We start from the raw sequence: 22,798 nt of genomic DNA, 5'->3' as shown, positions 1-22,798 counted from the left end.
ACTTTACTCAGCATTCTTGATTTTTGCCTTTTCAATTTTAACTTAGAGCAAAGCGACAACAATGTTTAAATTACGCAAAGGCTGGTTGAAAATCAATCCTCGATGGTATGCCCCAACCAACAAAAATTACTACTTATTCAAATGGCGTTCGCGAAAACTAATATTGTTATCAATTGTGGTGATTCTGTCCATTAGCATTAGTGCCACAGCCATAACTAGTTACAAAATTGTTAAGGGTTTGTTGCTCGATATTCTGAAAGAGCAAGTACTGTTAAAAACACACCAAGGTAAAGATGATATTGATAATTGGTTAGCCATTCGGAAGACAGAAATTAAGACTTTAGCAAATACTGTTGTGGTGCGATCGCTAGATTGGACTGTGATGGAACCTTACTTGCAATCTGAATTGAAGCGGCTGCAAACGTTTTTGCTCATGGCATTGGCTACATCAGATAGTGCATTAATCAATACTCACGGAGATCATCTCAATGTTAAAGACCGAGAATTTTTTCAGCGGAGTATGACGGGTGAAACGATAGCAACCGATCCAATTATTGGACGCACAACCAAACAGTTACAAATCCAGATTAGTTCGCCGATTCCTGCCGAAAGAGGTACAAAGCCAGCAGGTGTTTTAATGGGAGGAATTCCAATTAACCGGGTCTTTGAGGTCATCAGCAATTTACATCAAGGTAAAGGCAGCTATGCCTTTGCGCTTAATTCTCAAGGAATTCCCATCGCCCATCCCAATACAGAACTAATTGGTACACCCGAAAAAGCTGCCAAGAGTTTTCTGAACTCGCGCAATCCCAGATTAGTTGAAATTAGTCAAAAAATGGTAGCTAAACGCACAAATATTGAATTGGTTCAACTAGATGGTAAATGGAGCTATGTTGCTTACACTCCTCTCAGAGATGCAAATTGGTCAGTAGCGTTAATTGTGCCAAAAGAAAATATTGAATCGCCATTACAGGCGTTGAACCTGTTGGCTACAGTTTTGGGAGGATTGCTATTGATTGGGTTGATTGGTGCATGGCGACAGGTGCAACTATATGAAGAGATTCGCGATCGCGCTTTGATTTCCAGCCAGCAGGCGCAGCAACTCAGCAAAACCTTGAAAGAATTGCAAAATACCCAAGCTCAACTCATCCACACCGAAAAAATGTCTAGCTTGGGACAATTGGTGGCTGGGGTGGCGCACGAAATCAATAATCCTGCTAATTTTATTCATGCCAACCTCAACCATGCAAGTGAATACAGCCAAGGCATCCTCGATTTGCTAAAGCTTTATGAACAAACCTACCCAAATCCTACACTCGAAATTCGCGATCGCGCCCAAGACCTTGATATTGAGTTTCTGGCAGAAGATTTACCCAAGCTAATGGCATCAATGCAAGTAGGAACCAAACGCATCCGTCAAATTGTGCTGTCGCTGCGTAATTTCTCGCGCCTCGATGAGGCAGACATGAAATTTGTAGATATTCATGAAGGATTAGACAACGCTCTGATGATTTTGAACCGTCGTCTCACAGCCACACCGAATCTACCAGAAATTCAGATCGTTAAGAAATACGGCGATCTGCCCCTAGTAGAATGCTACGCCGGACAGCTAAATCAGGTGTTTATGAATGTTCTGGTAAATGCGATCGATGCACTGGAAGAAGCTAGCCAAAAACGGAGTTTCGAGGATCTTAAAACTAACCCTAATCAAATTAAGCTCCAAACCCAAATTGACAAATCAAGTCATTACGCGATCGTTCAGATTCACGATAATGGAATTGGCATGTCAGAGGATATCAAACAACGGGTATTTGACCACATGTTTACTACTAAACCTGTGGGCAAAGGAATTGGATTAGGAATGGCGATCGCCTATCAAATTGTTGTAGACAAACATGCAGGAACTATTGAAGTTGATTCTACCCCAGGATGTGGAACAGAGTTTACTATCCGTATTCCTTTAACGAGTAAAAAGTAAAAATTCCGAATTGCTGACAAATTGAAACAGCCAAAGATTATGTCAATGTGTTGTTTTGGGTAATTTCTACGCTCATGGTCAGAGGCGATATACTTTAAGAAAGTTTATTTGTAAATTCCATCTGCTACATACAATTATTACTACATCAACTCTCTGAGGTGATATGCTTTTAAAACTGCAACAAATCGTTGTTAAACCTGGTCAACAAATGTTGCTCAAAGATATTAGTTGGCAGCAGTTAGAAAATATTTTAGCAGAAATGGGAGAAAGGCGTGCTGCACGTATTTCTTATAGTTATGGTTGGTTAGAAATTATGGTTCCCCTACCAGAACACGAAAAAGATAAAGAACTTATTGGTGATTTAGTCAAAATCTTGTTAGAAATACTTCAAATTGATTTTGAGCCTTTTGGTTCTACAACACTAAAAAATGAACGAATGCGGCAAGCAGTAGAACCAGATAGCAGTTTTTATATTCAAAATCAAGCTGCTGTAATTGGAAAAAATCGCATAGATTTAAATATAGACCCACCACCAGATTTAGCAATCGAAATTGATATTACTTCTCGGACTCGATTTGAAAATTATGAAATTTTGGGAGTTCCTGAACTTTGGCGACATACACAACAAGGTTTAGAAATTTCTGTACTAAAAGAAGGTAAATATATAAAATCTGAATCTAGTCCTAATTTTCCTGCTATCCCAATTGTTGAATTAGTTAATGAGTATGTTCAGCAGTGTTTAACAATTGGGAGAAGTCAAACTATGCGTAATTTTCGAGATTGGGTGAAGAATAATTTATGATAGAAATCTAAGGCTTTCTCAGAAAGGCGATCGCTCATGACTACCGAAAACAACCCAAGAGCCATTCTAGACTGGGAACACATTAGTTCAGCACTTTCAACATCTAAGTCTTTGATTTCTCGCAGCAGATTCCGTGCTTCCCGTTCTTGCTCCTCTGCATCTAAGTCTAGATTAGAAAGAGCGATCGTCAGTTTGACATTAGATTCAGAACTCATTTTGTGCCCTTTTAGGTTTTTCAGCAGTTGATGGTCAATAGTATTTCTGTAGTATATCGATTGACATCAAATCTTCTACGTAAATTTCCTGAAACTTCTTCAATATTTTTCCCAAAACTCATAAAATTCAAGCAAAAATCTGGTATAAACACAAAACATCCCTCTTCAATAGCTTCAAAACTTAGAGGCAATCAACAGTATTTCATCTGATAAGTTGTTTCGGTACAGCAGCAATACGGTTCGGATAAGGTTTTTTAATAAAAGTTATAGATCGCAAAGACGCGATAAATCGCCGTCTTTACAATAATCAGTCCTTTGTAGAGACGGCGATTTATCGCGTCTCTTCCCTTAACCGAGCCGTATTGGGTACAGCAGTTTGTTTTACCACACTTGCGATCGCAAAGTAAGTTACGAGTTTGCCCTTGCAACTTCTTTAGAGGCGATCGCTAAATACAAACTAGTAGAGGACGGTGTAAATCCAGCGACCATCTCAATTAACCACACAAGGGGCTTAAGCCCCTTGTTAAAGGTAGGCAAACTTGCGCTATATGTTGTCAGGTTAGGGACTTCCAACAAATAAATTATCCAATCTTGTGGGGTGGACATCTTGTCCGCCCAAGGCTTGGGGCTATCGTGTCGCCCACCCCACAAAAACTATTTGAATATTTTTTTATTTGGAGTTCCCTTAATTAAAACAAGTCCAAATCTGTCACAGCACCAAGACTGCTAGAAGATACCAATTTGGCATATTTCGCCAACACGCCTTTAGTGTAACGCGGAGCGGGAGGTTGCCAATTGGCATGACGACGGGCTAATTCTTCTTCGGATATATTCAACTGCAATAAACGAGCGGGTGCATCAATAGTAATACTATCGCCTTCTTCTACAAGAGCGATCGCACCACCAACGGCTGCTTCTGGGGCAACATGACCAACCACCATGCCGTAAGTACCGCCAGAAAAGCGTCCGTCGGTAATTAATGCCACAGCATCACCCAAACCAGCACCGATAATTGCTGAGGTGGGAGCCAACATTTCTCGCATTCCAGGGCCGCCCTTGGGCCCTTCGTAGCGGATGACTAGAATATCACCAGCTTGAATCTTACCCGCCAAAATTGCATCTAAAGAGGCTTCTTCTGATTCAAACACCCGTGCGGGCCCAGTAATTACTGGTTTTTTCACGCCAGTAATTTTGGCGACAGCCCCTTCTGTTGCTAGGTTACCTCTAAGAATGGCTAAATGTCCTTGAGGATACATGGGGTTATTCCAAGTCCGAATCACATCTTGGTTGGCGGATGGTTCTTCGGGGATGTCTGCTAATATCTCTGCAATAGTTTGACCGCTGATTGTGAGGCTATCACCATGTAATAAATCATGCACGAGTAGCATCTTCATTACTTGCGGAATGCCACCAGCTTTGTGCAAATCTGTAGCGACATACTTACCACTTGGTTTTAGATCGCACAAAACGGGAACGCGGGCGCGGATAATTTCAAAGTCGTCTATAGTTAACTCTACATTAGCGGCGCGGGCGATCGCTAAGAAATGCAATACTGCATTGGTCGAACCACCCACCGCCATAATCACAGAAATGGCGTTCTCGATAGATTTGCGCGTGATAATTTGCCGAGGCAAGATTTGTTTGCGAATGGCTTCGACTAACACAAAAGCTGATTTTTCCGCGCTGTCGGCTTTTTCGGCATCTTCGGCTGCCATTGTCGAAGAATAGGGCAAACTCATCCCCAGCGCTTCAAATGCTGAAGACATGGTGTTAGCCGTGAACATCCCCCCACAGGAACCAGCACCAGGACAAGCCCGACTTTCAACTTCTAATAGTTCCTTGTCGTCAATTTTTCCAGCACTGTGTTGACCAACGGCTTCAAAAGAACTGACAACAGTTAAATCGCGTCCGTTGTAGTGACCGGGTTTAATTGTGCCACCGTAAACGAATATTGCAGGGATATTCATCCGCGCGATCGCCAGCATTGCCCCTGGCATATTTTTATCACAACCGCCAATCGCCAGCACACCATCCATACTTTGTCCCGTACAGGCGGTTTCAATGGAATCGGCAATGACTTCCCGCGACACTAGGGAATATTTCATCCCTTCTGTTCCCATCGAAATCCCATCGCTAATGGTAATCGTGCCGAACACTTGCGGCATCGCCCCGGCGGTTTTAATACCAACTTCTGCCCTTTGTGCCAGTTGATTGATTCCCATATTACAGGGAGTGATCGTACTGTAGCCATTGGCAATACCGACAATGGCTTTGTTGAAATCTTCATCTTTAAAACCAACTGCACGCAGCATAGCTCGATTAGGCGATCGCTGCACCCCTTGCGTTACAATTTGGCTTCTCAAATTCTCTGACATCTTTTTTCCTTCCGTGCCTCATCGCTTGTATTGCGATTGTATTACCTGATTTTCTCATGTATACGTGGCACGATCGACCGTTACCAAGCATTGATAATTCTCTATTTCTCAGCGTTGTTTTGGCATCTGCTACTACTTCTATTATTTTTACCGCGATCGCTCTTGGGGCTATGCCGTTATGTGGGATCATACTGGGCAAAACATCCAAACAGATTGCGGACATATAAAAACCCTACATCCGCCTGTAACAGCGATTGTAGGGATGAAGTGTAATGAGGTGTCGCATTCTGAAATCTTTTAAATTGTATGGAAGGATTTGAAAGGGATTAAACAACTGCGGAGGGATATCTGGGTAATACTGAGGTTATAGTTCGGGGATTAAGTTATGGAAACTGAATTTTTCCCCTTAGCTTTTTGGCAAAGCGATCGCTTCAGTTGCCCCTATATTAGACTTCTTGCATAAATCAAAAATAAGAACCCCACTCCTAAGAGCAAACCCTTAGGAGTAGGATGTTAGGGGCTTTTACAAGACGTTAATTAAATTAAAGGATAATATCGTTTGCCACTACTGCTGGTGTTCCTACCAGCTGAACCTCAAACTCAGCCGACAGATCCCCATCAGTGTTACCTTGAAGAACACCTCCTGAATAACGAACCTGACGGACTGCGGAGAATGCGCCAGCCCCAATGAAAGTAAAGGCTTGGTTGCCTCCTACAGTGGAATTAGCATCAATGCTAGATAGATCGATTTGATCGCCTGCAAAGATACCGTTTCCAACGAAGTCAGTAATAACATCCCGTAACAAACCAGTAGGACTATCTGAAACTGAGTTGAAATCGAAAATATCGTTACCGACTCCTCCAGTGAGAGAATCAGTCCCACCACCACCAGTGAGGATATCGCTGCCGGCACCCCCATTCAAGGCATCGCTGCCAACACCGCCAGTGAGGATATCGCTGCCGGCGCCCCCATTCAAGACATCGTTACCAGCATTACCATTTAGGGTATCGCTGCCAGCACCCCCATTTAAGATATCGCTGCCAGCACCCCCATTTAAGATATCGCTGCCAGCACCCCCATTTAAGATATCGCTGCCCTCATTACCATTTAAGATATCGCTGCCAGCACCCCCACTTAAGGCAGGGCGAAAGATAAGTGGGGAACCGTTGATGGTATTGTTGTCATTGAAAATGGTACCGTTGATAATTGCCATTAGTGAGTTTCTCCTGTATTTAGAGGGTAAAAAATAACCTCGTCACTTCCCCATCAGAAAACGGTGTTGCTGATTAAGAGTATGAATTTGGTTTCCCCCAAAGGTGTAAAGGAAACAGTTTTAAAGATTGAATTTTTGAATTTTATACTTTTATTCAGCAACGCCGATAAAATAAGGTGGAGAGATAACGAGTGGGAAGATATAACTGAACCAGACCTAATTTAAATAGGTCTTTGCTGTTAAGCCTGAAAACTTGAGAAGATTTGAGAAGCACTGGATGTATTGATGATGTTGGCATTAATGTGCCAAAAGTGATGTCATATCCTTGTACCTTATGTATTCAATGGTTCCAGTACTAGACTGCTAGAGAATAAGCAGATTTTCTCCTACGGAATTGCATAGGTTTTAGGACATTTTTACTGTACTCATGAATCACAAGACTATGATATAACCCTCAAGCTTGCTTTTTTCTATCTATAAGAAAGAATAATTAACCATCTTTTTTTACTCTCGCCAAAATAAAATCTGAAACCCATGTTTAGAGAGGATTGCTTTTGCCAATTGAGATTTGTTTGATGGTTTTTGTAGTTATGTATAACGAAGTAATAACCAATAAGTTAAAAGCTTTGTTGACCGATGCGATCGCTGCGCTCCTTGCATCACAATTTGGCTTCTTAAATTCTCCGATATCTTTTTCCTTCCGTGGCAGTATCGCAACAGTTGCGATTATATTACCTATGTGATTTTTTAATGTATACGCGGTACGATCGATTGTTACCAAGTATTGGTAATTCTCTATTTCTTAAATGTGATTCCGTTGCTAATTAAAAGTGTTAAGGAGATTACCAACTTAATCTTAAGCGTGCAACCAGTAAAATATAATATGCTCTGTTGGTATTTAATGTGCTACCAGCAATATCATCCTTGATAGATTAAAACCGAGTGTATTTTGTCACTTAACCTAAATACAGCAATCAATTTGCATAACGATCGTTAGAAAAGGGAGAGGCAAGCTAAACTTACCTCTCCCCACGACTTTATCGGAATTTTTCTTCCTGCCTTCTTTTCAAGGCAGGTTTATTAAATTAAAGGATAAAGTCGCTTGCCACTACTTGTGGCGATCCTAGAAGCCGAATCTCAAGGTCAGCCGACAGATTTCCATCAACGTTAGCTTGGAGAACACCTCCTGAATAACGAACCTGACCGGCTGCGGTGAATGCGCCACCCCCAATAAAAGTGAAGGCTTGGTTGCCCGCTACACTGGAGTTGGCATCGATGGTAAATAAATCTATTTGGTCGCCTGACAAGTTACCGTTTCCAGCAAAGTCAGTGATAATATCCCGTCCGACACGAGGACTATCTGAAACTAAGTTGTACTCGAAAATATCGTTACCTGCTCCTCCAGTGAGAATATCAGATCCACTAGCGCCAACAAGTCTGTCGTTACCAGTACCACCGTTAAGGACATCGTTGCCACTACCGGCGTTAAGGGTATCGTTACCATTACCGCCAAAAAGGGTATCCCTGCCACTACCAGTGCTAAGGACATCGTTGCCATCACCACCGTTAAGGTTATTGTTGCCACCACCAGCGCTAATGACATCGTTACCCCCTCCGCCATTGACGCTATCGTTGCCACTACCAAAGACAAGGACATCGTTGCCACTAGTACCATTAAAGGTATTGTTAGCACCACCACCATTATTAATGATATTGCCGCCGCCGCCGCCGACGCTCACGATATTGCCGCCGCCGCCGCCGGTATTAATTAAACCACCCAAATCGCCCAAATCGATACCGCTGATAGTTGCCATTACGAGCTTCTCCTAAACTTAGAGGGTAAAAAAATTAACTCGTCACTTTTCCATCAGAATACGGCGTTGCTGATTAATAGTATGAATTTCGTTTCCTCCAAAGTCACAAGGAAACAGTTTCAAACATTAAATTTTTGAATTTCACACTTTTATTTAGCAACGCCGAGAAAACAAAATGGAGAAATAACGAGTGGGAAGATATAACTGAACTAGACCTGATTGGAACAGGTCTTTGCTGTTAAGTCTGAAGACTTAAAAAATTTGAGAAGCACTGAATATATTAAATGACATTGGCATCAATATTGTGCCAAGAGTCATGTTATATCCTTCTGCTTTATGTATCCAATGGTTCCAGTACTAGGCTGCTAGGGAACGAGCAGATTTCCTCATACGGAATTCCATAGGTTTTAGGTTGTTTTACTGTACTCAGAATCACAAGACTATGATATAACTCTCAAGCCTACTTTTTTCTATCTATAAGAAAGAATAATTAACCTTAAGTTTTTTCTCTGGCCATATTAAAATCTGTAACCCTTGATTTAGGTAGGGTTTTTTTATCTATATCTAAATAACAAAATAGTGATAATAAGTAGGTTAGCGGGAAAAAACTAACCTATGTAAAGTTATATAAATGACTATTTAAGCTTAATTTAAGCAAATATCCCAAACTTTATAAAACTTTACATAGTTGCTTTTAATAGCACCAACCTACCTACTTTTGGGGGTAGTTTGTTTTATTGATAAAAAAAGTGGCATCCATTTGTAAAGGCTGAATACCACTTTGTAATATATGAAGTTTCCTGATGACAGAGAGATTTTACCCAAGTAGAGTTATCCCAGTCACAGCGATCGCACCAGCGATCGCACTGGCAGCAAGGGAAGTAATCGCTGTCCCAAATAACCACCAAGCAGCATTTGCAACGGTTTTTTTGGTTTCTTGGGCTTGCTTTTTAGCTTGCTCTTGAATTGCTTTCAAGCGTTTTTGTGTTTCTAGCTGGATGCGTTCGGCTCGTTGCAGCACGCCATCCCGCGCCGCTTCTATTTGGTTAACGATCCGGTTAGCATCCTCTTGGGAAATATCTTCACGAGAACTGATGACAGCAACTAGGGTGTCACGATCGAATTGACTGAGGCGATCGCGCAATGCTTCAAATCCAGCTTGCGGATCGTCGAACACTTTAGCAAAGTCTTGCTTAATGGCTTCATAGTTGAGTTCCGAACGATCCAGCGAGTTGAGATAGTTGCGAACTTTGGCAAAAACTCCATCAAGCACCGATTGCACTTTCTGCTGGATCTGCTGGAATTGTTCGACAATCGAACTGCGAACCGACTCAATTCGATCCACAATCTGGTTAGCTTCCTCTTCTGAGATATCTTCGCGTTGGGATAACAGGGACACAATTGTCGAACGGTCAAATTTTGCAGCGCGATCGCTTAAGTTCCCAATTCCAGCGCGGGGAGAAGACAGCAGCAATTGCAAATCGCGTTTGATTCCTTCTGGGCTGAGTTCTTCTTTGTTGGTATTACGCAAGTATTCTTCGAGATTGGCTTCAAAATCTAAAGCTTGTTGAGCAGTACGCTTGGCTAAACGTCGTGGCGCTCTCACGATGTTAGCGATCGCATCTTGGGTGCGATCGATAATCTGATTAACTTGCTCTTGGCTCAAGTTTCCCCCCTGACTCACGAGTTGAACCAAGGTTTCTCGATCGACATGAGACAAGCGATCGCGCAGTGCTAAGGCTCCGGCTTTGGGATCGTCGAGTAATTTTTCCAAATCGCTCCTGATACCTTCGGGATCGAGTTCTTCCAGATTGGTATTGCGGAGATATTCTGCGATCGCTTTTGTAGTTTTTTCGTACTGTTCTTTCGCCTGCTGCGGTACTTGCAAAATATCATCTCGGACTGCCTCGATGCGATCGAGAATTTGGTTTACCTGTTCTTCGCTCAAATCTTGACGCTGACTGAGCAATTGTACTAGTGTATCGCGGTCGAATTGCGATAGGCGCGAAGTCAAAAGGCTAATTCCAGCTTGGGGATCGTCTAGTAAAATTTGAAACTCACGTTTAATACTTTCGGGATTGAGTTCCTCTTTATTAGTATTCCGCAGATAATCTTCAACTCTTTGGCGCAGTTCATCGGCTTTCGCTTTTGCTTGTTCTTGCAATTCTCTAGCACGATTCAATAAATTATCGCGGTTGCGTTCGAGTTCGCTAACAATATTATTAGCTTCCTCTTCGCTGATATCTTGACGCTGTTGAAGCAATTGTACCAAGGTGTCGCGGTCAAATTGCCCGAAGCGGCTACTTAAATCTTCAAACCCAGCTTCTGGATCTTCCAGCAATCTGGCAAAGTCGCGTTCAATACCTTCAGGGTTGAGTTCTTCTTTCCCCGTTGAACGCAGATAATCTTCGATGCGGCTGCGGAAATCTTGCCCTTTTTCTCGCGCTTGTGCCTGTTTTACAGTCTCTAAAACTTCCAGGCGATCGCTTTCCATTTGTTCGGCAATTTCTTTCACCCTGGGTTCAGTAATATCACCGCGTTGCTTTAGTAAGTTGGTGAAATATTCTCGATCGAGTTCTTCCAACTCCCGTCTCACAGTTGTCGGATCTGCATTTACGTCATAGATGACTTCTTTAAATTCATCTATTAGCGTAATTCGGTTAAAGTGCCAAGGGAAGGAATTCAATATGTAGTCTTCTACATCTGCTTTTATCGCGTTTTCCAGCGATATTGGCAATCTTGCAGATACTTGCTCAGTTGCTTGTTCTCTAAGATTTTGGAGTTGCTCTGTGATTCGATCGACATCGACATCTTGAACTTTCTCTTTCAGCTTTTGCAACTGAGTTGTAATTTTATTCACATCTATATTGGAAAGGTTTGCCCGATCCAAAACTGCTGGTACAGCCGCGCTCAAGCCATATCGAATAGCTTGCTTTATTACACCATTGCTTTGCTTGCCATTACCGCCTCCGACTGTAACCAGTTCTTGAAGCCGTTCGCCCAATTGCTCGGAATTCAGTTCTTCGGGAGTAGCAGAATTGAGCAAATTAATTACTTGTTGCGTTGGATTTTTGCGATTCAAAGCTTGTTGCCAAGCCCCTTCAAATTGGTCGGTAATGCGATTGATATCTTCTCTAGACAAATCCGTGCGGCTGCTGATTAAATCAATAAATGTTTGGCGATTAATGTTTTGTAATTGGTCGCTATTTGCAACAGATTGGAAATCTGTGTCTTTAAGAAGCTGGTCAAATTGATTACGAATTTCTTTGATATCCAGCTTTGGTAATTGCAGAGAGCCTAAAGAAGTTTGGAGTGAATTTCTAATCCCTTCAGGATCGAAACCTGAAGTTAATTCCCGCCGAACTGCGGCTGTAATATCTTCAGCGGTAGAAACTAACTGTTTTTTCGCACTATTAGCACCAATGCCAGCAGTTGCTGTACCCATCAGAGTTTGAAAACCAGAAGTCACAGTACTAGCGATAGAACCAATTAAAGAACCTACTGCCGATGAACCCAACCAAATTACCAGTGAGAAATAGGTAGACCAGATAACTACACCGATAATTGCTCCTAGAGATGCACTTTCGATTAAGCTAAGTTTTACCGCTAGAAAACAAGCAATAAATAATGCAATGCTAACGGTTATCAATGCCCAAGCACCAACCTTAGCTTGAACTTTCCGAATTGTCCTACCTAAACTTTCTGACTCATCATCAGAATCTGAGTCAATTTCCCAAGATGAAATTCCTACAGCAACTGAAAAGTTTGTGAATAACAATTGAAAGGCAAATGCCATCAAAACTCCAGCCAGCAATGCCACCAATAATTTAGGGCCAGAAAAAACAACTGATGCTTCTTCTGGAGTTAGTACTTCTTGAGCTATGATTGGCGCTAATCCAAAAGGTAGCGAGTTCCATTCACAAATAGTTAAAACACCTTGAAACATAATATGTTCTCACTTGCACTCAATTAAATATCCATTTATGAAATGGGTTACTTATCAATCTAGTTGTCAGCTAGATAATTTGGCACTTTCTTAGGTAATAAATTTGGTTGCCAAAAGTCGTATTTTACAAAATATAAATATTCTTATTAATTTTTAATTAAAGAAAACGATCTGGGTAAAGTTTAGCGATTTTATGGCAATCTAATAAAATTTTATTAATAAAAGTAAACTTTATAAAAATGCATCCACAGATACGGTAGTTTTCAAGCAGATGAGGTATATATCCACACGGTAGGGAACAATGGTTATTGAAGTTAATTTAAGGTATAAGCTAGCGCTGACAAACGTTTCCTAGTGACCCTAACTCTCTATTAAAAATTTGGTGCGGACAAAACTTCAAAATAAAGCAAATTTCTCCTTAATTTTGAACTGATATATAGCTGTTTTTTGTTACTAAATATTACACCTAATAGATAGTTATCCGCAGAAAGTTAGTTTTTTTTAAAACTTATATTTTAGACAAGAGTTTGAGAAATAAAATAGTTAGTTTAATATGTAGTTTTTATAAAGCATATATCTCATAGCTAGGAACTTTTATTAACTTACCTGAAGAGCAAACCACCTATATCTAATGATAGAGATAAAAATTCTTCCAAACGATTGATGAAAATTACATAGAAACATGTTTAAATAACGTTTATTAGGAGCTATAAATTAGTGAATAATAAATTATTGCTGAGGAGATAAGAATAATGGTTGCAGGTCTACATAAACGTGCTGTAGGTGTATTTTCTCATCGTCGAGATGTTGAACATGCGCTACATGAATTAAAAAAAGTTGGCTTTGATATGGATAGAGTCTCTGTCATTACGCAGGATGGAGACAAAGATGATATTGCTGGTGCTGAAGTAAGCGATCGCGTCGGTGATAAATCTGACGAAGGCGCTAGAGTCGGAGCAGCTACAGGCGGTGCTTTGGGCGGATTAACTGGCTTATTAGTCGGTCTTGGGACTTTGGCAATTCCAGGTATTGGGCCAATTATGTTAGCTGGAGCCGCAGCAACTACCCTCGCTACCACCCTCGCTGGTGCAGGTATCGGTGCAGTAGCAGGTAGTTTGCTTGGTGCATTGATTGGTTTAGGAATTCCCGAAGAACGAGCCAGAGTTTACGACGAACGCGTGAGACGGGGACACTATTTAGTTATAGTAGATGGCACAGAGGCAGAAGTCCTCAGAGCAGAATCAATTCTGAGAAATCAGGGCGTGGAAGAGTTTGGTATTTACGACCGCCCAGATGCTCAAAATGCAACTGCTGACTATGCTACTCCAGCTACTCCAGTTACTAATGCGACTCATAGCGGTGTTGCTAGACGGGCAATTGGGGTATTTTCTCATCGTCGAGATGCAGAAGCAGCACTTACAGAATTACGAGATGCGGGTTTTCCTTTAAGTAGAGTCTCCATCATTGCCAAGGATGCAAACGGTCAAGGGATCGGTGGTGTAGATGTAGACAGAAACGTTGGTGCAGGTAATAAAGCAGACGAAGGTGTAAAAACTGGAGCAGCTACAGGCGGTGTTCTAGGCGGCTTAACTGGCTTATTAGTTGGTCTTGGGACTTTAGCGATTCCTGGAATTGGGCCTGTGATTGCAGGTGGCGCAGTAGCCACAGCTTTGGCGACAACAGCGGCTGGTGGTGCGATTGGTGCAGCAGCTGGGGGTATTGTTGGCGGACTCGTTGGCTTAGGAATTCCCGAAGACAGGGCGCGAGTTTATAGCGATCGCTTCCAAAGAGGCGACTACTTAGTAATTATCGATGGTACGGAAGCTGAAATCCACCAAGCTGAAGCGATTCTCAAACGTCGAGGCATTGAAGAATTCGCTATCTATGATAGCAGGGATATTGGCGATGTTAGCCCAGGTTCCGACCGAGTGACAAATCACAACACACCAGTTGTAAATAGCGATCGCACCAATTACTCAACAGATTCTTATAGAGAAGATCCTGCCGTAGTCATTGTCGATCGTCGTGATGAAACACTTTAACTAAAGGTAGTTCTCACTCACACTAATTCCAAAAAATTGTAGGAGCAAGAATATGAAAACTTTGCTCCTAACGAAAAAATCTTGCTCCTCACATCTGCCGTAAATATCAACACATTTCCTTTTTCGATTCAAGAATTAAACATATGCAAAAGCTAACCCCCTTCTTAATTAGTTGCCTTTTAGTTTTTGGTGTTGCGGCTTGTGATAACGCTTCCAAAACTAGTGAATCTGCACCTAACAATCCCAATGAAGCTCCTCAATCACCGACTGTAAAAACAACACAAGCTTCTCAACAAGACGCACAAAGTGATGTTCGCAGAAGACAACTAAATGAGGATATTCGTGCCCGCGAACAACGCAATAATACCACTGGTGGCGATACACAGCGAGCTTCTGGCGATCTAAAAAGCGAAGTTCGGTCTAAGTTAGAGGCCAACATACCCAAAAGTCAGCTAACAGTTGATGCCGCAGATAATGGAACTGTGACTGTCGGAGGAACTGTGAGCAATGCACAAGAGTTGGCTAAAATTGAACCTTTAGCGAAGGAAATTAAAGGTGTCAAGACTGTAGTTAATAAAGCAACTGTTGTCGCACCCAAGAAATAAGACAACAAGCAACAACTCCAACTGAATAGGTAGGCATTAATTAAATTTAAATGCTCCTGTTCAGTCTTAGTAGTCAGTTAGATTTCTTACTGGCTACTAAGAATTGATAACAGACAATTTTAATAATTATATTTATTGATGCTCACTTTAGTTATACAAGCCCTTGTAGTTACCGAAAATAAAAATTATGGAAACCGAACAACAGCAACGTGAATCCATCAATGCTTCCTTATCACAAGGTACGCTAGCTATTGAAGGTACAGATACTGCAAACCTGCCAAAATTACCACCAGCCTCTGAACCTGAATCTCAATGGCAACAAATTAGTAGAAAAATTTCTGATTTTTTAGAGCAACTGCCTGAATACTTAAGTAACTTTTTTAAGGATTACAAGCAGCCTTTAACAACTGTTGCTTTAATTTTGACGGCGATTATTACAGCTAAGGTAGTACTAGCACTACTAGAGGCAATCAATGATATTCCTCTACTATCACCCCTGTTTGAGGTAGTTGGAATTAGTTACGCCACTTGGTTTGTTGTCCGTTATCTACTGAAGGCTTCAACTCGGCAAGAATTAGCTGATGAAATTCAATTTCTGAAAAACCAATTTTTGGGTGAATAAATTTCCAAACGATTAAACTAGCACAGTAGACGGTATCGTTCGCTAATTAAATATATACAATCCAAAAGTTCACATTCCCGGCTTTTCTGAAAAGTCGGGAATTTTGTAATTATCCTATTTTGGGCGCACAATAAGATTGATTGGTGCCAGTATCAACTTCAGCCAAAAGCCTTGTTTGACCGAACAAATATAAATTATAAGTTTTTAACTAGACTTAATATTATGCTTTTGGATACATCAAAAGATAGAGAACGTAATATTATTTTAATTGAAAATCACTTCTAAAGATAGTAGAGCGATTATGAAAAACAGCCTAATCTAGTTTTTGAGGTTATTTAATAGATTCTTTAACGAGGACATAAATTATGGCTAATGAAGCAGTTAAGAGAGATATAGATTCATCCGATCGAGCTGAAGTAGATACATACGATCGCGGTATTGTTCCAGCTGAAACTGCTGCTCGAATACAAAGAGAAGGAGACTTATACAAAACACTGCCTACAGAAGAAAGAGAGGCAGATGCAGCTACGGACGATCAAACCGATCCAGAAAGTATACGCACCACTGACGGATACACCGTGGACAAAGAAGGTTTGTTGAATAACTATGCAGTTGAACCGGAAATGTACTACGAAGAACCGGGTGATGCACGCAAAGCAGCAATAGAAGATACCGCCCAACGTGTTGAAGAACTCGGAGAAGTTAATCAGGACGAAGAAGGGAAGTTAACAGAACAAGGTGACAGCCGCGGTAGAGGGCCAGGAGTAATTTAATTAACAACTAACAACTATCCTTTTGCTGGGTGCAATTACACGTAAGAAGGCTAAATAGGTGGTTTGTAGAGACGCAACGATTGCGTCTCTATTTATATGTATGGGCTAATATTTCGAGAAGTATCTTACTAGATAATCAGTGGCTCAAGTTCGCGATTATGCCATTGCCGCTGATGCCATTCGGCAACCAAGGGACGGACAATGAATTTGGGATGGCCTTCGCCTTTAACGTCAATGCGTAAACCTGAGTAAGGTCGTCGTTTCTGAGCACCTTGACCGTTGCGACCAATGAAGAAATGCGATCGCGCCACTAATCTATTTTCGTTTCCAAAAGTCTCCATCAAATCTGCTCCCTCAATCCGCTGGCGTCGCAAACTAAACCCGCTACCGCCACAAACAATCCAGTGGATATGAGAATCAGCGTGTCCTGTATCCATCGTTTCCAGGTGTTCCAAGCAGTGCGCGTGACCGTTTAATACCAAATCAACCAAAGGACGCCCCTGATTTAGGGAACCTATTTCTTTAGCTACCGCATCCAGCACACCACGCAGGCGATCGCGAATTATCAGAGTTTGTGCTTGTTGCCACTTTGTCGCTTCAGTTACATAGGGAGGATGATGGAAATAAATCACCCTTCCCCGAACTTCAGAGTTATTCCAAGATTCAATTAATTTTTGCTTGAGCCAGTCTAGTTGTTCGATATCAGTCAGCGGTGTTTTATTAGCAGCTAGTTGCTTGTCGATATCAACAATAATTTCTTCAATTTGTGAGAGTTTAGCGTGGAAATCGTCTAATTGGTCGGCTTCGTTAGGATTTTCCGGTCGAAGCTTGGCTGAGGTTTCAACAATTTCCAGCTTTTCTTGCTCTAAATCGTCACGACGTTTTTCTAAGATTCTGCGATCGGCATCACCTTGTTTTGTTTTAGGCAAAGGCGGTGGATCGTTAAATGTATTAGAATCCAAGGCAAAGAAATCAATACCGCTATAGCGAAAAGTGTAGTAGCGATTGGGAAGGCGAGTAAAGTGCCCAGGTTCATAGCAAAGACAACGACCTGTATCTGTCTTGGCTGTGTAGTAACGATCTAAGTGGCTGGCTAACTCTCCTGGAAGCTGAAACGCCTTCAGATAGTCTAGAAATGCTCGTGCGTAGGCTTCACCAGTTCCTGAGCCATGCAAGCCGACATCTAGGTCTAAGCGCGATCGCAACAGGCTACGAATTGGTAATGTTGTTAGGGACGCCAAGCTCAACAGAATTGGCAAGTTATAGTAATCGTGATTTCCCAATACAGGTAAAATGGGCAGCTTAAAAACCATCTGGTCATAGGCAATCCTTCTGGGATGCTCTCCGCCCAAGATAAACTCTCGGTAAGGCTGGATGAAGTTCTGCTGGTAGTATTCACTCGACCCCACTAAATAGATCACATCCCCCATGTGCAGCATAAAACGGGATTCGTTGTGATGGGGCAGCATGAGTTCAGCCACTTGTCGCTGGGGATTGTGTCCCCGGTGCTTACCGGAACCACTATCACCTACAACCAAAAATGAGAACTCAGAATTGTCTGTTTGACCATCTTCTAACACCAGCCGAGTTTGGTCGATGTTCCGTTCCACAATTGACGGATCTTGCCACCGTACCCGCTGATTCATTTTACGAATTTTGTTAGCGATCGCTGGATCGGATACAAGTTTCAATGCAACCTACTCCTGAATTTTCAATTAGGAATCGGGCAAGGGCAGGGGAGGTAGGGGGGCAGGGGAGGCAGAGGAGGCAGGGGGGCAGAGGAGGCAGGGGGAGAACCCCATAAATAAATTTATTTGCTATGAAACCCTCAATTGCTGAGGAATTCCAGCATATTTCTCGCCTGCTCCCTGCTCCCTGCTCCCTGCTCCCTGCCCCCTGCTCCCTGCTCTCTGCTCCCTGCCCCCTGCTTCCTGCTCCCTGCCCCCTGCCTCCTGCCTCCTGTCCCTCTTCACTCCTCTGTTGTGTTTTTCATCTCAATAGTCAAATTAGGGAGTCCCTCTAGTTTTTCGGTAGGCTCCACTTCTTCTACTAATGGCACAAAAATTTTCAAACCTGCTGGTACACACTTAATTTCTACTGGTGTTGTGCCTACGATTTCACCATCTAGGACAACCTTTTGTGGTGGCTCAGTTGTAATTTTAAATTGTTTGGCTCGCAGAAAACCAATATCATTGCGTTCTACGGCGTTACCTGTAGAAGCCGTTTGAAATAGATGAAATGTAGCTGCGATCGCTCCTGCCTTGTTAGCTGGGGCTACAATCGTTAAATCTAGTAACCCATCATCGTAAATAAGACCTGCTGGGCCCTGAGCTAAGACTGATGTGGGCGGCGCGGCGTTTGCTACTGTGACTGCACAGGCACTAGTTTTAACTATCTTGTCTTCTGTTTCAATTTCAACATCAAAGTTTTTTAAGTTTCTCAGTTGCTGAATTCCTGCCAAAACGTAAGCCATCATTCCAAAACGATTTTTGGCATCCCGGTCTGCCAATTCTACAGTTTCAGCTTCAAAGCCAATACCTGCCAAGAGTACCATTGGTCGATCGTTGCAATAGGCTACGTCTACATGGCAGGTTCCTCCCTGCAAAATTGTCTCACACGCACCTGCAATCGTGTCAGGAATTCCTAAAGCTGTGGCAAAAGCGTTTGCTGTTCCTCTAGAAATGATCCCAAATGGAATATCACTACCCACTAGAGCCGCGGCTGCCACCGAAAGGGTTCCATCTCCGCCCGAAGCAATGATTGCATCTACCCCTCGCTCTACCGCTGCATAAGCTAGTTGGTCAGCGTCGATTTCTTTAGTTGTGAGATAAATATCTAGATCGATTTCTGGCTCTAATATTGCCCGAATTTCTGCTAGTTCTAAATCTGGGTCACCCTGACCCGCAACTGGATTGAAGATGAGGCAGGCGGAACGATTCATAAAATATAAAAGCTAAACTTAGATTACTAAAATAACAAATTCTTTCTAGCATTCTTGTGAAATTTTGACTTCCCTCTGACGGCAGGTTTACTTTTGGCAAGGAGTTTAAGAGTCTTCTGCGTCGGAACATAACAATGCTGACGCGTATTTTAGTATTTTTTGTCTTTACTTCAACAAGAAAATTTTTGCCATGCGTCAATTATTAGTAGTTTTGGCAAGTATGCTAACTCTCAGCAGTTTAGATACCCCCTCCATGACAATAGCAGGGACAACGCCTAATTTTCCAGAGATGCGCTTAGTTCAAAAGTTCAATTGCAATAATCTTCAAACTCAAAGAGAAATTAATGAATGCACGAAGTTATCTTATCAGAACGTAGATAAAAGACTGAATCGAGTTTATCAACAATTGCTACCTACCTTAGAAAGCTCTAGGAAACAGAAGTTGATTGCTGCACAGCAAGCATGGATAAAGTTTCGGGATACTAATTGTGAGTTTGAAAGAAGCAGATATGAGGGAGGAAGTATTGCCCCTAGCATCTATTTTGGTTGTCTAGAAAATACCACAAAATTGCGTACCCAAGAATTACAGGAATATCTTAAATCTGACCCTTAAATACCCTTACTACATTATTTCACAAATTCGTAGCGAAAAAATCAAACCTCTGCGATACTTTGCGCTAACCTTTGCGTTACTCTGCGTTTAAAAATTAATGTTTTAAAACTCAGAGTAAACGCAAAAAAAAGCAGAGTTTTGCTAATAGCTGAAATTTTCTCAAGGAGGCTAGTAGATACAATATTTTAGTCCAGTTGTTTAAGACGGTAACCAATACCATGAACTGTTTCAATAAAATCTTCAAAAGCTCCGGCTGCTTTGAGTTTTTGACGGAGGCTTCTGAGATGAACTTTCACAGCATGTTCTTCTGGAGGAGATTCTAAAGACCAAATATGTTCAATAATCACGCTGCGACTAAGCACACGACGACCATTTCGCAGCAATAACTCTAAAATTCCGTACTCTTTTGGGGTTAAATGTAGCATATTTTTACCGTAACTCACTTCATAAGTGCTGGGGTTGAGGTGCAGATTTCCCCATTCCAAAATCGGCGGCGATGAAGCGTTACCCCGACGAAGTAAGGCGCGAATTCGTGCAAATAGTTCTTGCAAATCCACTGGTTTAACGACATAATCATCTGCTCCCGCATCGAGTCCGGTGATTTTATCGCTAACGGTGTCACGAGCAGTGAGCATGAGAACAGGCATACTGTAGCTGTGCGATCGCAACCGATGACATAAACTAATTCCATCGAGTTCTGGCAACATCACATCCAGCAGCAGCAAATCATAATCCAGTATTTTGGCTTGATTCCATCCAGCTTCACCGTCTGTCACCACATCAACCATATAACGCTGGTCTGTAAGGGCTTCTGCTAAGGTTTCGGCAAGGCGTACATCATCTTCAACTAAAAGAATTCGCATAAATTTTTTTTAAACCATACAAGTTATGTGTAAAACAATCTGCGAACTCTCGTTGAGAAAATATTGCAAAAAGTAACAATTTCTCGATTTCGTTGCTTCTTTCCGATTTCTTTACCATTTCCTGAGCGATTTCCTTACTTTTAATATGTAATTTTCTATTCTATGTAGGTTTTTAATGACCTCCTTTAGACGTTCTAAAAGAACTCTATGTTTAGCCAGGAGATTTTCAGAAAATGGCTTTTGGACAAAGTTCGCATTTAGGTGTCAGCCTGTTTGAAGACACTCACTCAACAGGAGGAGTACCTGGTTATTCACCAGAAGAACTTGAGGCTATTATCAGGGTTATATACAGACAGGTATTAGGAAATGCCTATGTGATGGAAAGCGAACGGCTCACTGTTCCTGAGTCGCAGTTTAAGCGGGGCGAAATCAGCGTCCGCGGGTTTGTCGGTTTGGTAGCGAAGTCTGAGTTGTATCGTTCCCGCTTTTTCAGCAGTTGTCCTCGTTATCGGGCAATTGAGTTGAACTTTAGGCATTTGCTCGGTCGCGCTCCTATTGACTTAGAAGAAATGCGATCGCACAGTACTATTCTGGATGAAAAAGGCTTTGAAGCTGAAATAGATTCCTATCTCGATAGCGACGAGTACCAAGATACCTTCGGGGAAGACATTGTGCCTTATATTCGAGGCTACAAAACCGAAGCCTGTCAGAATATAGTGCAGTTTACCCATATATTCCAATTAGTCCGAGGTGCTTCTAGTAGTAGTCTCAAAGGCAACTTGGCAGGTAAACAAGCTCGGTTAAATAGCTTGGTAATTCAAAATACTCCTACTGCTGTGGTTTCACCAGCTAGCGATGGTGCAACATTCCGCAATCCACCACTTGGCTCCAGAACCCGTCATGGTGTAGCAGCTAGTGATGAAGGTAAGGTGTATCGATTGGAAGTCACTGGTTATCGGGCAAATAAAGTAAACCAGATTTCTCCATTTCGCCGCAGCAACCAAGTCTATCTCGTGCCCTTTAATAAATTGTCGCAAGAGTATCAGCGGATTCACCAGCAAGGCGGTGTGATTGCCAGTATCACCCTTGTTAACTAGTAAAATGCCCCATGCCCAATCCCTTTTAATCTCTAGCTCTAATATGCCTATTCCTTTGTTAAGTTACTCCCCTTCATCTCGAAATCATCGTGTATCTGGATTCGAGATTCTTGGCGACGAGCAACCGAGAATTTATACAGCCGAAAATCTGCCATCGTCAGTAGAAATGGATGTCTTGATTATGGCAGCCTATCGCCAGATTTTCCACGAACAACAGATGCTAGATAGCAACCGTCAACCCTTTTTAGAATCCCAACTGAAAAACGGTCAAATCACAGTCAGAGATTTTATTCGAGGGTTAGCAATATCTGATGTATTTCGGCGGCTTAATTACGAAAGCAACAGCAACTATCGCTTTGTGCAGATATGCGTGCAGCGCTTCCTTGGTCGTGAGGTTTACAATGAACGCGAAAAACTAGCCTGGTCGATTGTGCTAGCTACCAAAGGATTACAAGGGTTTATCGATGCTTTGGTGGATAGCGGGGAATACATTAGTAACTTTGGTTACAATACAGTTCCCTATCAACGGCGACGGATTTTACAAGGACGCTCTGAAGGTGAATTGCCTTTTGCCCGAATGGCTCGTTATGGCGAAGATTATCGTGACAAATTGCCGCTTTCCATGACGAGGAAGGAGATTGAGCCTTTTAATTTACAAACCTTCCTACGCAGTTCTGACAGGGATGTAGTGTTATGGCTCTTAGCTTCACTGCTGGCAGTGATTGTCTTGTTTACTTGGCTAACTGTATTTGGTTATTTGCCAAAACTCGGTGGGTACTAGCTGAAAATTGAGCAAAGTGCGATCGCCGAATGTAGCGATCGCACTCAACTTTTCAAAAATTTAAAAATAACTGTAAATTACTGCATTCATATTAAATTTTTTGATGCAAAGCAATGT

Annotated in this window: 20 protein-coding genes; 10 read left to right on the top strand and 10 right to left on the bottom strand. The window is 42.0% G+C overall.

The genetic code is table 11. The features are described 5' to 3' along the window. The first annotated feature begins 61 nt into the window (after positions 1-61). Positions 62-1,978 carry a sensor histidine kinase gene (locus V7L01_RS21415; protein WP_335038181.1) on the top strand — a complete coding sequence of 639 codons (1,917 nt, stop codon included), beginning with the start codon at positions 62-64 and terminating at the stop codon, positions 1,976-1,978. Positions 1,979-2,141: 163 nt separating this feature from the next. After that, on the top strand, positions 2,142-2,780 hold the full coding sequence (locus V7L01_RS21410; protein WP_335038179.1) for a Uma2 family endonuclease: 639 nt from the start codon (positions 2,142-2,144) through the stop codon (positions 2,778-2,780). Here V7L01_RS21410 and V7L01_RS21405 read toward each other — a convergent pair. From V7L01_RS21405 to V7L01_RS21385, 5 genes are all read right to left on the bottom strand, one after another. Continuing rightward, complete coding sequence (locus tag V7L01_RS21405) at positions 2,735-2,995, bottom strand: hypothetical protein (protein WP_335038176.1); 261 nt, start codon at positions 2,993-2,995, stop codon at positions 2,735-2,737. The genes V7L01_RS21410 and V7L01_RS21405 overlap by 46 nt on opposite strands. A 408-nt stretch (positions 2,996-3,403) precedes the next feature. Next, entirely contained in the window at positions 3,404-3,601 is a 198-nt protein-coding gene (locus V7L01_RS21400; protein WP_335038174.1) for a hypothetical protein, read from the bottom strand. Positions 3,602-3,684: 83 nt separating this feature from the next. Then, a complete protein-coding gene (gene ilvD / locus V7L01_RS21395; protein ID WP_335038172.1) occupies positions 3,685-5,370 on the bottom strand; it encodes a dihydroxy-acid dehydratase in 1,686 nt (561 codons plus the stop codon). Then, a complete protein-coding gene (locus tag V7L01_RS21390) occupies positions 5,315-5,593 on the bottom strand; it encodes a hypothetical protein (protein ID WP_335038170.1) in 279 nt (92 codons plus the stop codon). The genes ilvD and V7L01_RS21390 overlap by 56 nt, the downstream gene beginning before the upstream one ends. Before the next feature lie 319 nt (positions 5,594-5,912). Beyond that, entirely contained in the window at positions 5,913-6,584 is a 672-nt protein-coding gene (locus V7L01_RS21385; protein WP_335038168.1) for a calcium-binding protein, read from the bottom strand. Positions 6,585-7,174: 590 nt separating this feature from the next. Between V7L01_RS21385 and V7L01_RS21380 the strand changes: the two genes are divergently transcribed. Next, positions 7,175-7,327 carry a hypothetical protein gene (locus tag V7L01_RS21380; protein ID WP_335038166.1) on the top strand — a complete coding sequence of 51 codons (153 nt, stop codon included), beginning with the start codon at positions 7,175-7,177 and terminating at the stop codon, positions 7,325-7,327. Positions 7,328-7,669: 342 nt separating this feature from the next. On the opposite strand, the gene V7L01_RS21375 is transcribed toward V7L01_RS21380, so the two are convergent. Then, the gene (locus V7L01_RS21375) at positions 7,670-8,398 is read right to left on the bottom strand and encodes a calcium-binding protein (protein ID WP_335038163.1); all 729 of its coding nucleotides are present in this window, start codon (positions 8,396-8,398) and stop codon (positions 7,670-7,672) included. Between the two features lie 817 nt (positions 8,399-9,215). Then, complete coding sequence (locus V7L01_RS21370) at positions 9,216-12,344, bottom strand: MFS transporter (RefSeq protein ID WP_335038160.1); 3,129 nt, start codon at positions 12,342-12,344, stop codon at positions 9,216-9,218. Between the two features lie 752 nt (positions 12,345-13,096). Here V7L01_RS21370 and V7L01_RS21365 point away from each other — a divergent pair. The 4 genes from V7L01_RS21365 (at position 13,097) to V7L01_RS21350 (ending at position 16,386) form a co-directional block, all read left to right on the top strand. Beyond that, positions 13,097-14,386, top strand: a complete 1,290-nt coding sequence (locus V7L01_RS21365) for a histidine kinase (protein ID WP_335038157.1) — start codon at positions 13,097-13,099, stop codon at positions 14,384-14,386. Positions 14,387-14,529: 143 nt separating this feature from the next. Next, complete coding sequence (locus V7L01_RS21360) at positions 14,530-14,991, top strand: BON domain-containing protein (protein WP_335038155.1); 462 nt, start codon at positions 14,530-14,532, stop codon at positions 14,989-14,991. Between the two features lie 187 nt (positions 14,992-15,178). After that, on the top strand, positions 15,179-15,613 hold the full coding sequence (locus V7L01_RS21355) for a CAAD domain-containing protein (RefSeq protein ID WP_335038153.1): 435 nt from the start codon (positions 15,179-15,181) through the stop codon (positions 15,611-15,613). Positions 15,614-15,978: 365 nt separating this feature from the next. Then, positions 15,979-16,386: a hypothetical protein gene (locus V7L01_RS21350; RefSeq protein ID WP_335038151.1), complete on the top strand. Its 408-nt coding sequence runs from the start codon at positions 15,979-15,981 to the stop codon at positions 16,384-16,386. Positions 16,387-16,514: 128 nt separating this feature from the next. Here the strand turns inward: V7L01_RS21350 and V7L01_RS21345 are convergent, their stop codons facing one another. Beyond that, positions 16,515-18,077, bottom strand: coding sequence for a metallophosphoesterase family protein (locus tag V7L01_RS21345; protein ID WP_335038149.1), 1,563 nt, complete (start codon positions 18,075-18,077; stop codon positions 16,515-16,517). A gap of 278 nt (positions 18,078-18,355) precedes the next feature. After that, complete coding sequence (locus V7L01_RS21340) at positions 18,356-19,327, bottom strand: YegS/Rv2252/BmrU family lipid kinase (RefSeq protein WP_335038146.1); 972 nt, start codon at positions 19,325-19,327, stop codon at positions 18,356-18,358. Positions 19,328-19,517: 190 nt separating this feature from the next. Here V7L01_RS21340 and V7L01_RS21335 point away from each other — a divergent pair, with 190 nt between their 5' ends. After that, positions 19,518-19,940 (top strand): lysozyme inhibitor LprI family protein, encoded by a 423-nt coding sequence (locus V7L01_RS21335; RefSeq protein WP_335038143.1) that lies wholly within the window; start codon positions 19,518-19,520, stop codon positions 19,938-19,940. Positions 19,941-20,125: 185 nt separating this feature from the next. Here the strand turns inward: V7L01_RS21335 and V7L01_RS21330 are convergent, their stop codons facing one another. Beyond that, positions 20,126-20,803, bottom strand: coding sequence for a response regulator transcription factor (locus tag V7L01_RS21330; RefSeq protein ID WP_335038141.1), 678 nt, complete (start codon positions 20,801-20,803; stop codon positions 20,126-20,128). Positions 20,804-21,036: 233 nt separating this feature from the next. Here V7L01_RS21330 and V7L01_RS21325 point away from each other — a divergent pair, with 233 nt between their 5' ends. Continuing rightward, positions 21,037-21,900: a phycobilisome linker polypeptide gene (locus V7L01_RS21325; protein WP_335038139.1), complete on the top strand. Its 864-nt coding sequence runs from the start codon at positions 21,037-21,039 to the stop codon at positions 21,898-21,900. A gap of 43 nt (positions 21,901-21,943) precedes the next feature. Continuing rightward, a complete protein-coding gene (locus V7L01_RS21320; protein WP_335038137.1) occupies positions 21,944-22,681 on the top strand; it encodes a phycobilisome rod-core linker polypeptide in 738 nt (245 codons plus the stop codon). The last annotated feature ends 117 nt before the right edge of the window (positions 22,682-22,798 follow it).

The sequence above is a fragment of the Nostoc sp. genome, assembly GCF_036917095.1.
GTDB lineage: Bacteria > Cyanobacteriota > Cyanobacteriia > Cyanobacteriales > Nostocaceae > Nostoc.
Note: the sequence above shows the minus strand (reverse complement) of the source record. Positions and strands in the feature narration are given on the sequence as shown.

Coding starts and splice junctions, on each gene's coding strand:
- V7L01_RS21325 (WP_335038139.1), top strand. CDS start 21,037: ATGGCTTTTGGACAAAGTTCGCATTTAGGTGTCAGCCTGTTTGAAGAC.
- V7L01_RS21375 (WP_335038163.1), bottom strand. CDS start 8,398: ATGGCAACTATCAGCGGTATCGATTTGGGCGATTTGGGTGGTTTAATT.
- V7L01_RS21380 (WP_335038166.1), top strand. CDS start 7,175: ATGTATAACGAAGTAATAACCAATAAGTTAAAAGCTTTGTTGACCGAT.
- V7L01_RS21385 (WP_335038168.1), bottom strand. CDS start 6,584: ATGGCAATTATCAACGGTACCATTTTCAATGACAACAATACCATCAAC.
- V7L01_RS21320 (WP_335038137.1), top strand. CDS start 21,944: ATGCCTATTCCTTTGTTAAGTTACTCCCCTTCATCTCGAAATCATCGT.
- V7L01_RS21340 (WP_335038146.1), bottom strand. CDS start 19,327: ATGAATCGTTCCGCCTGCCTCATCTTCAATCCAGTTGCGGGTCAGGGT.
- V7L01_RS21400 (WP_335038174.1), bottom strand. CDS start 3,601: ATGTCCACCCCACAAGATTGGATAATTTATTTGTTGGAAGTCCCTAAC.
- V7L01_RS21355 (WP_335038153.1), top strand. CDS start 15,179: ATGGAAACCGAACAACAGCAACGTGAATCCATCAATGCTTCCTTATCA.
- ilvD (WP_335038172.1), bottom strand. CDS start 5,370: ATGTCAGAGAATTTGAGAAGCCAAATTGTAACGCAAGGGGTGCAGCGA.
- V7L01_RS21370 (WP_335038160.1), bottom strand. CDS start 12,344: ATGTTTCAAGGTGTTTTAACTATTTGTGAATGGAACTCGCTACCTTTT.
- V7L01_RS21415 (WP_335038181.1), top strand. CDS start 62: ATGTTTAAATTACGCAAAGGCTGGTTGAAAATCAATCCTCGATGGTAT.
- V7L01_RS21365 (WP_335038157.1), top strand. CDS start 13,097: ATGGTTGCAGGTCTACATAAACGTGCTGTAGGTGTATTTTCTCATCGT.
- V7L01_RS21410 (WP_335038179.1), top strand. CDS start 2,142: ATGCTTTTAAAACTGCAACAAATCGTTGTTAAACCTGGTCAACAAATG.
- V7L01_RS21350 (WP_335038151.1), top strand. CDS start 15,979: ATGGCTAATGAAGCAGTTAAGAGAGATATAGATTCATCCGATCGAGCT.
- V7L01_RS21335 (WP_335038143.1), top strand. CDS start 19,518: ATGCGTCAATTATTAGTAGTTTTGGCAAGTATGCTAACTCTCAGCAGT.
- V7L01_RS21405 (WP_335038176.1), bottom strand. CDS start 2,995: ATGAGTTCTGAATCTAATGTCAAACTGACGATCGCTCTTTCTAATCTA.
- V7L01_RS21360 (WP_335038155.1), top strand. CDS start 14,530: ATGCAAAAGCTAACCCCCTTCTTAATTAGTTGCCTTTTAGTTTTTGGT.
- V7L01_RS21330 (WP_335038141.1), bottom strand. CDS start 20,803: ATGCGAATTCTTTTAGTTGAAGATGATGTACGCCTTGCCGAAACCTTA.
- V7L01_RS21390 (WP_335038170.1), bottom strand. CDS start 5,593: ATGTCCGCAATCTGTTTGGATGTTTTGCCCAGTATGATCCCACATAAC.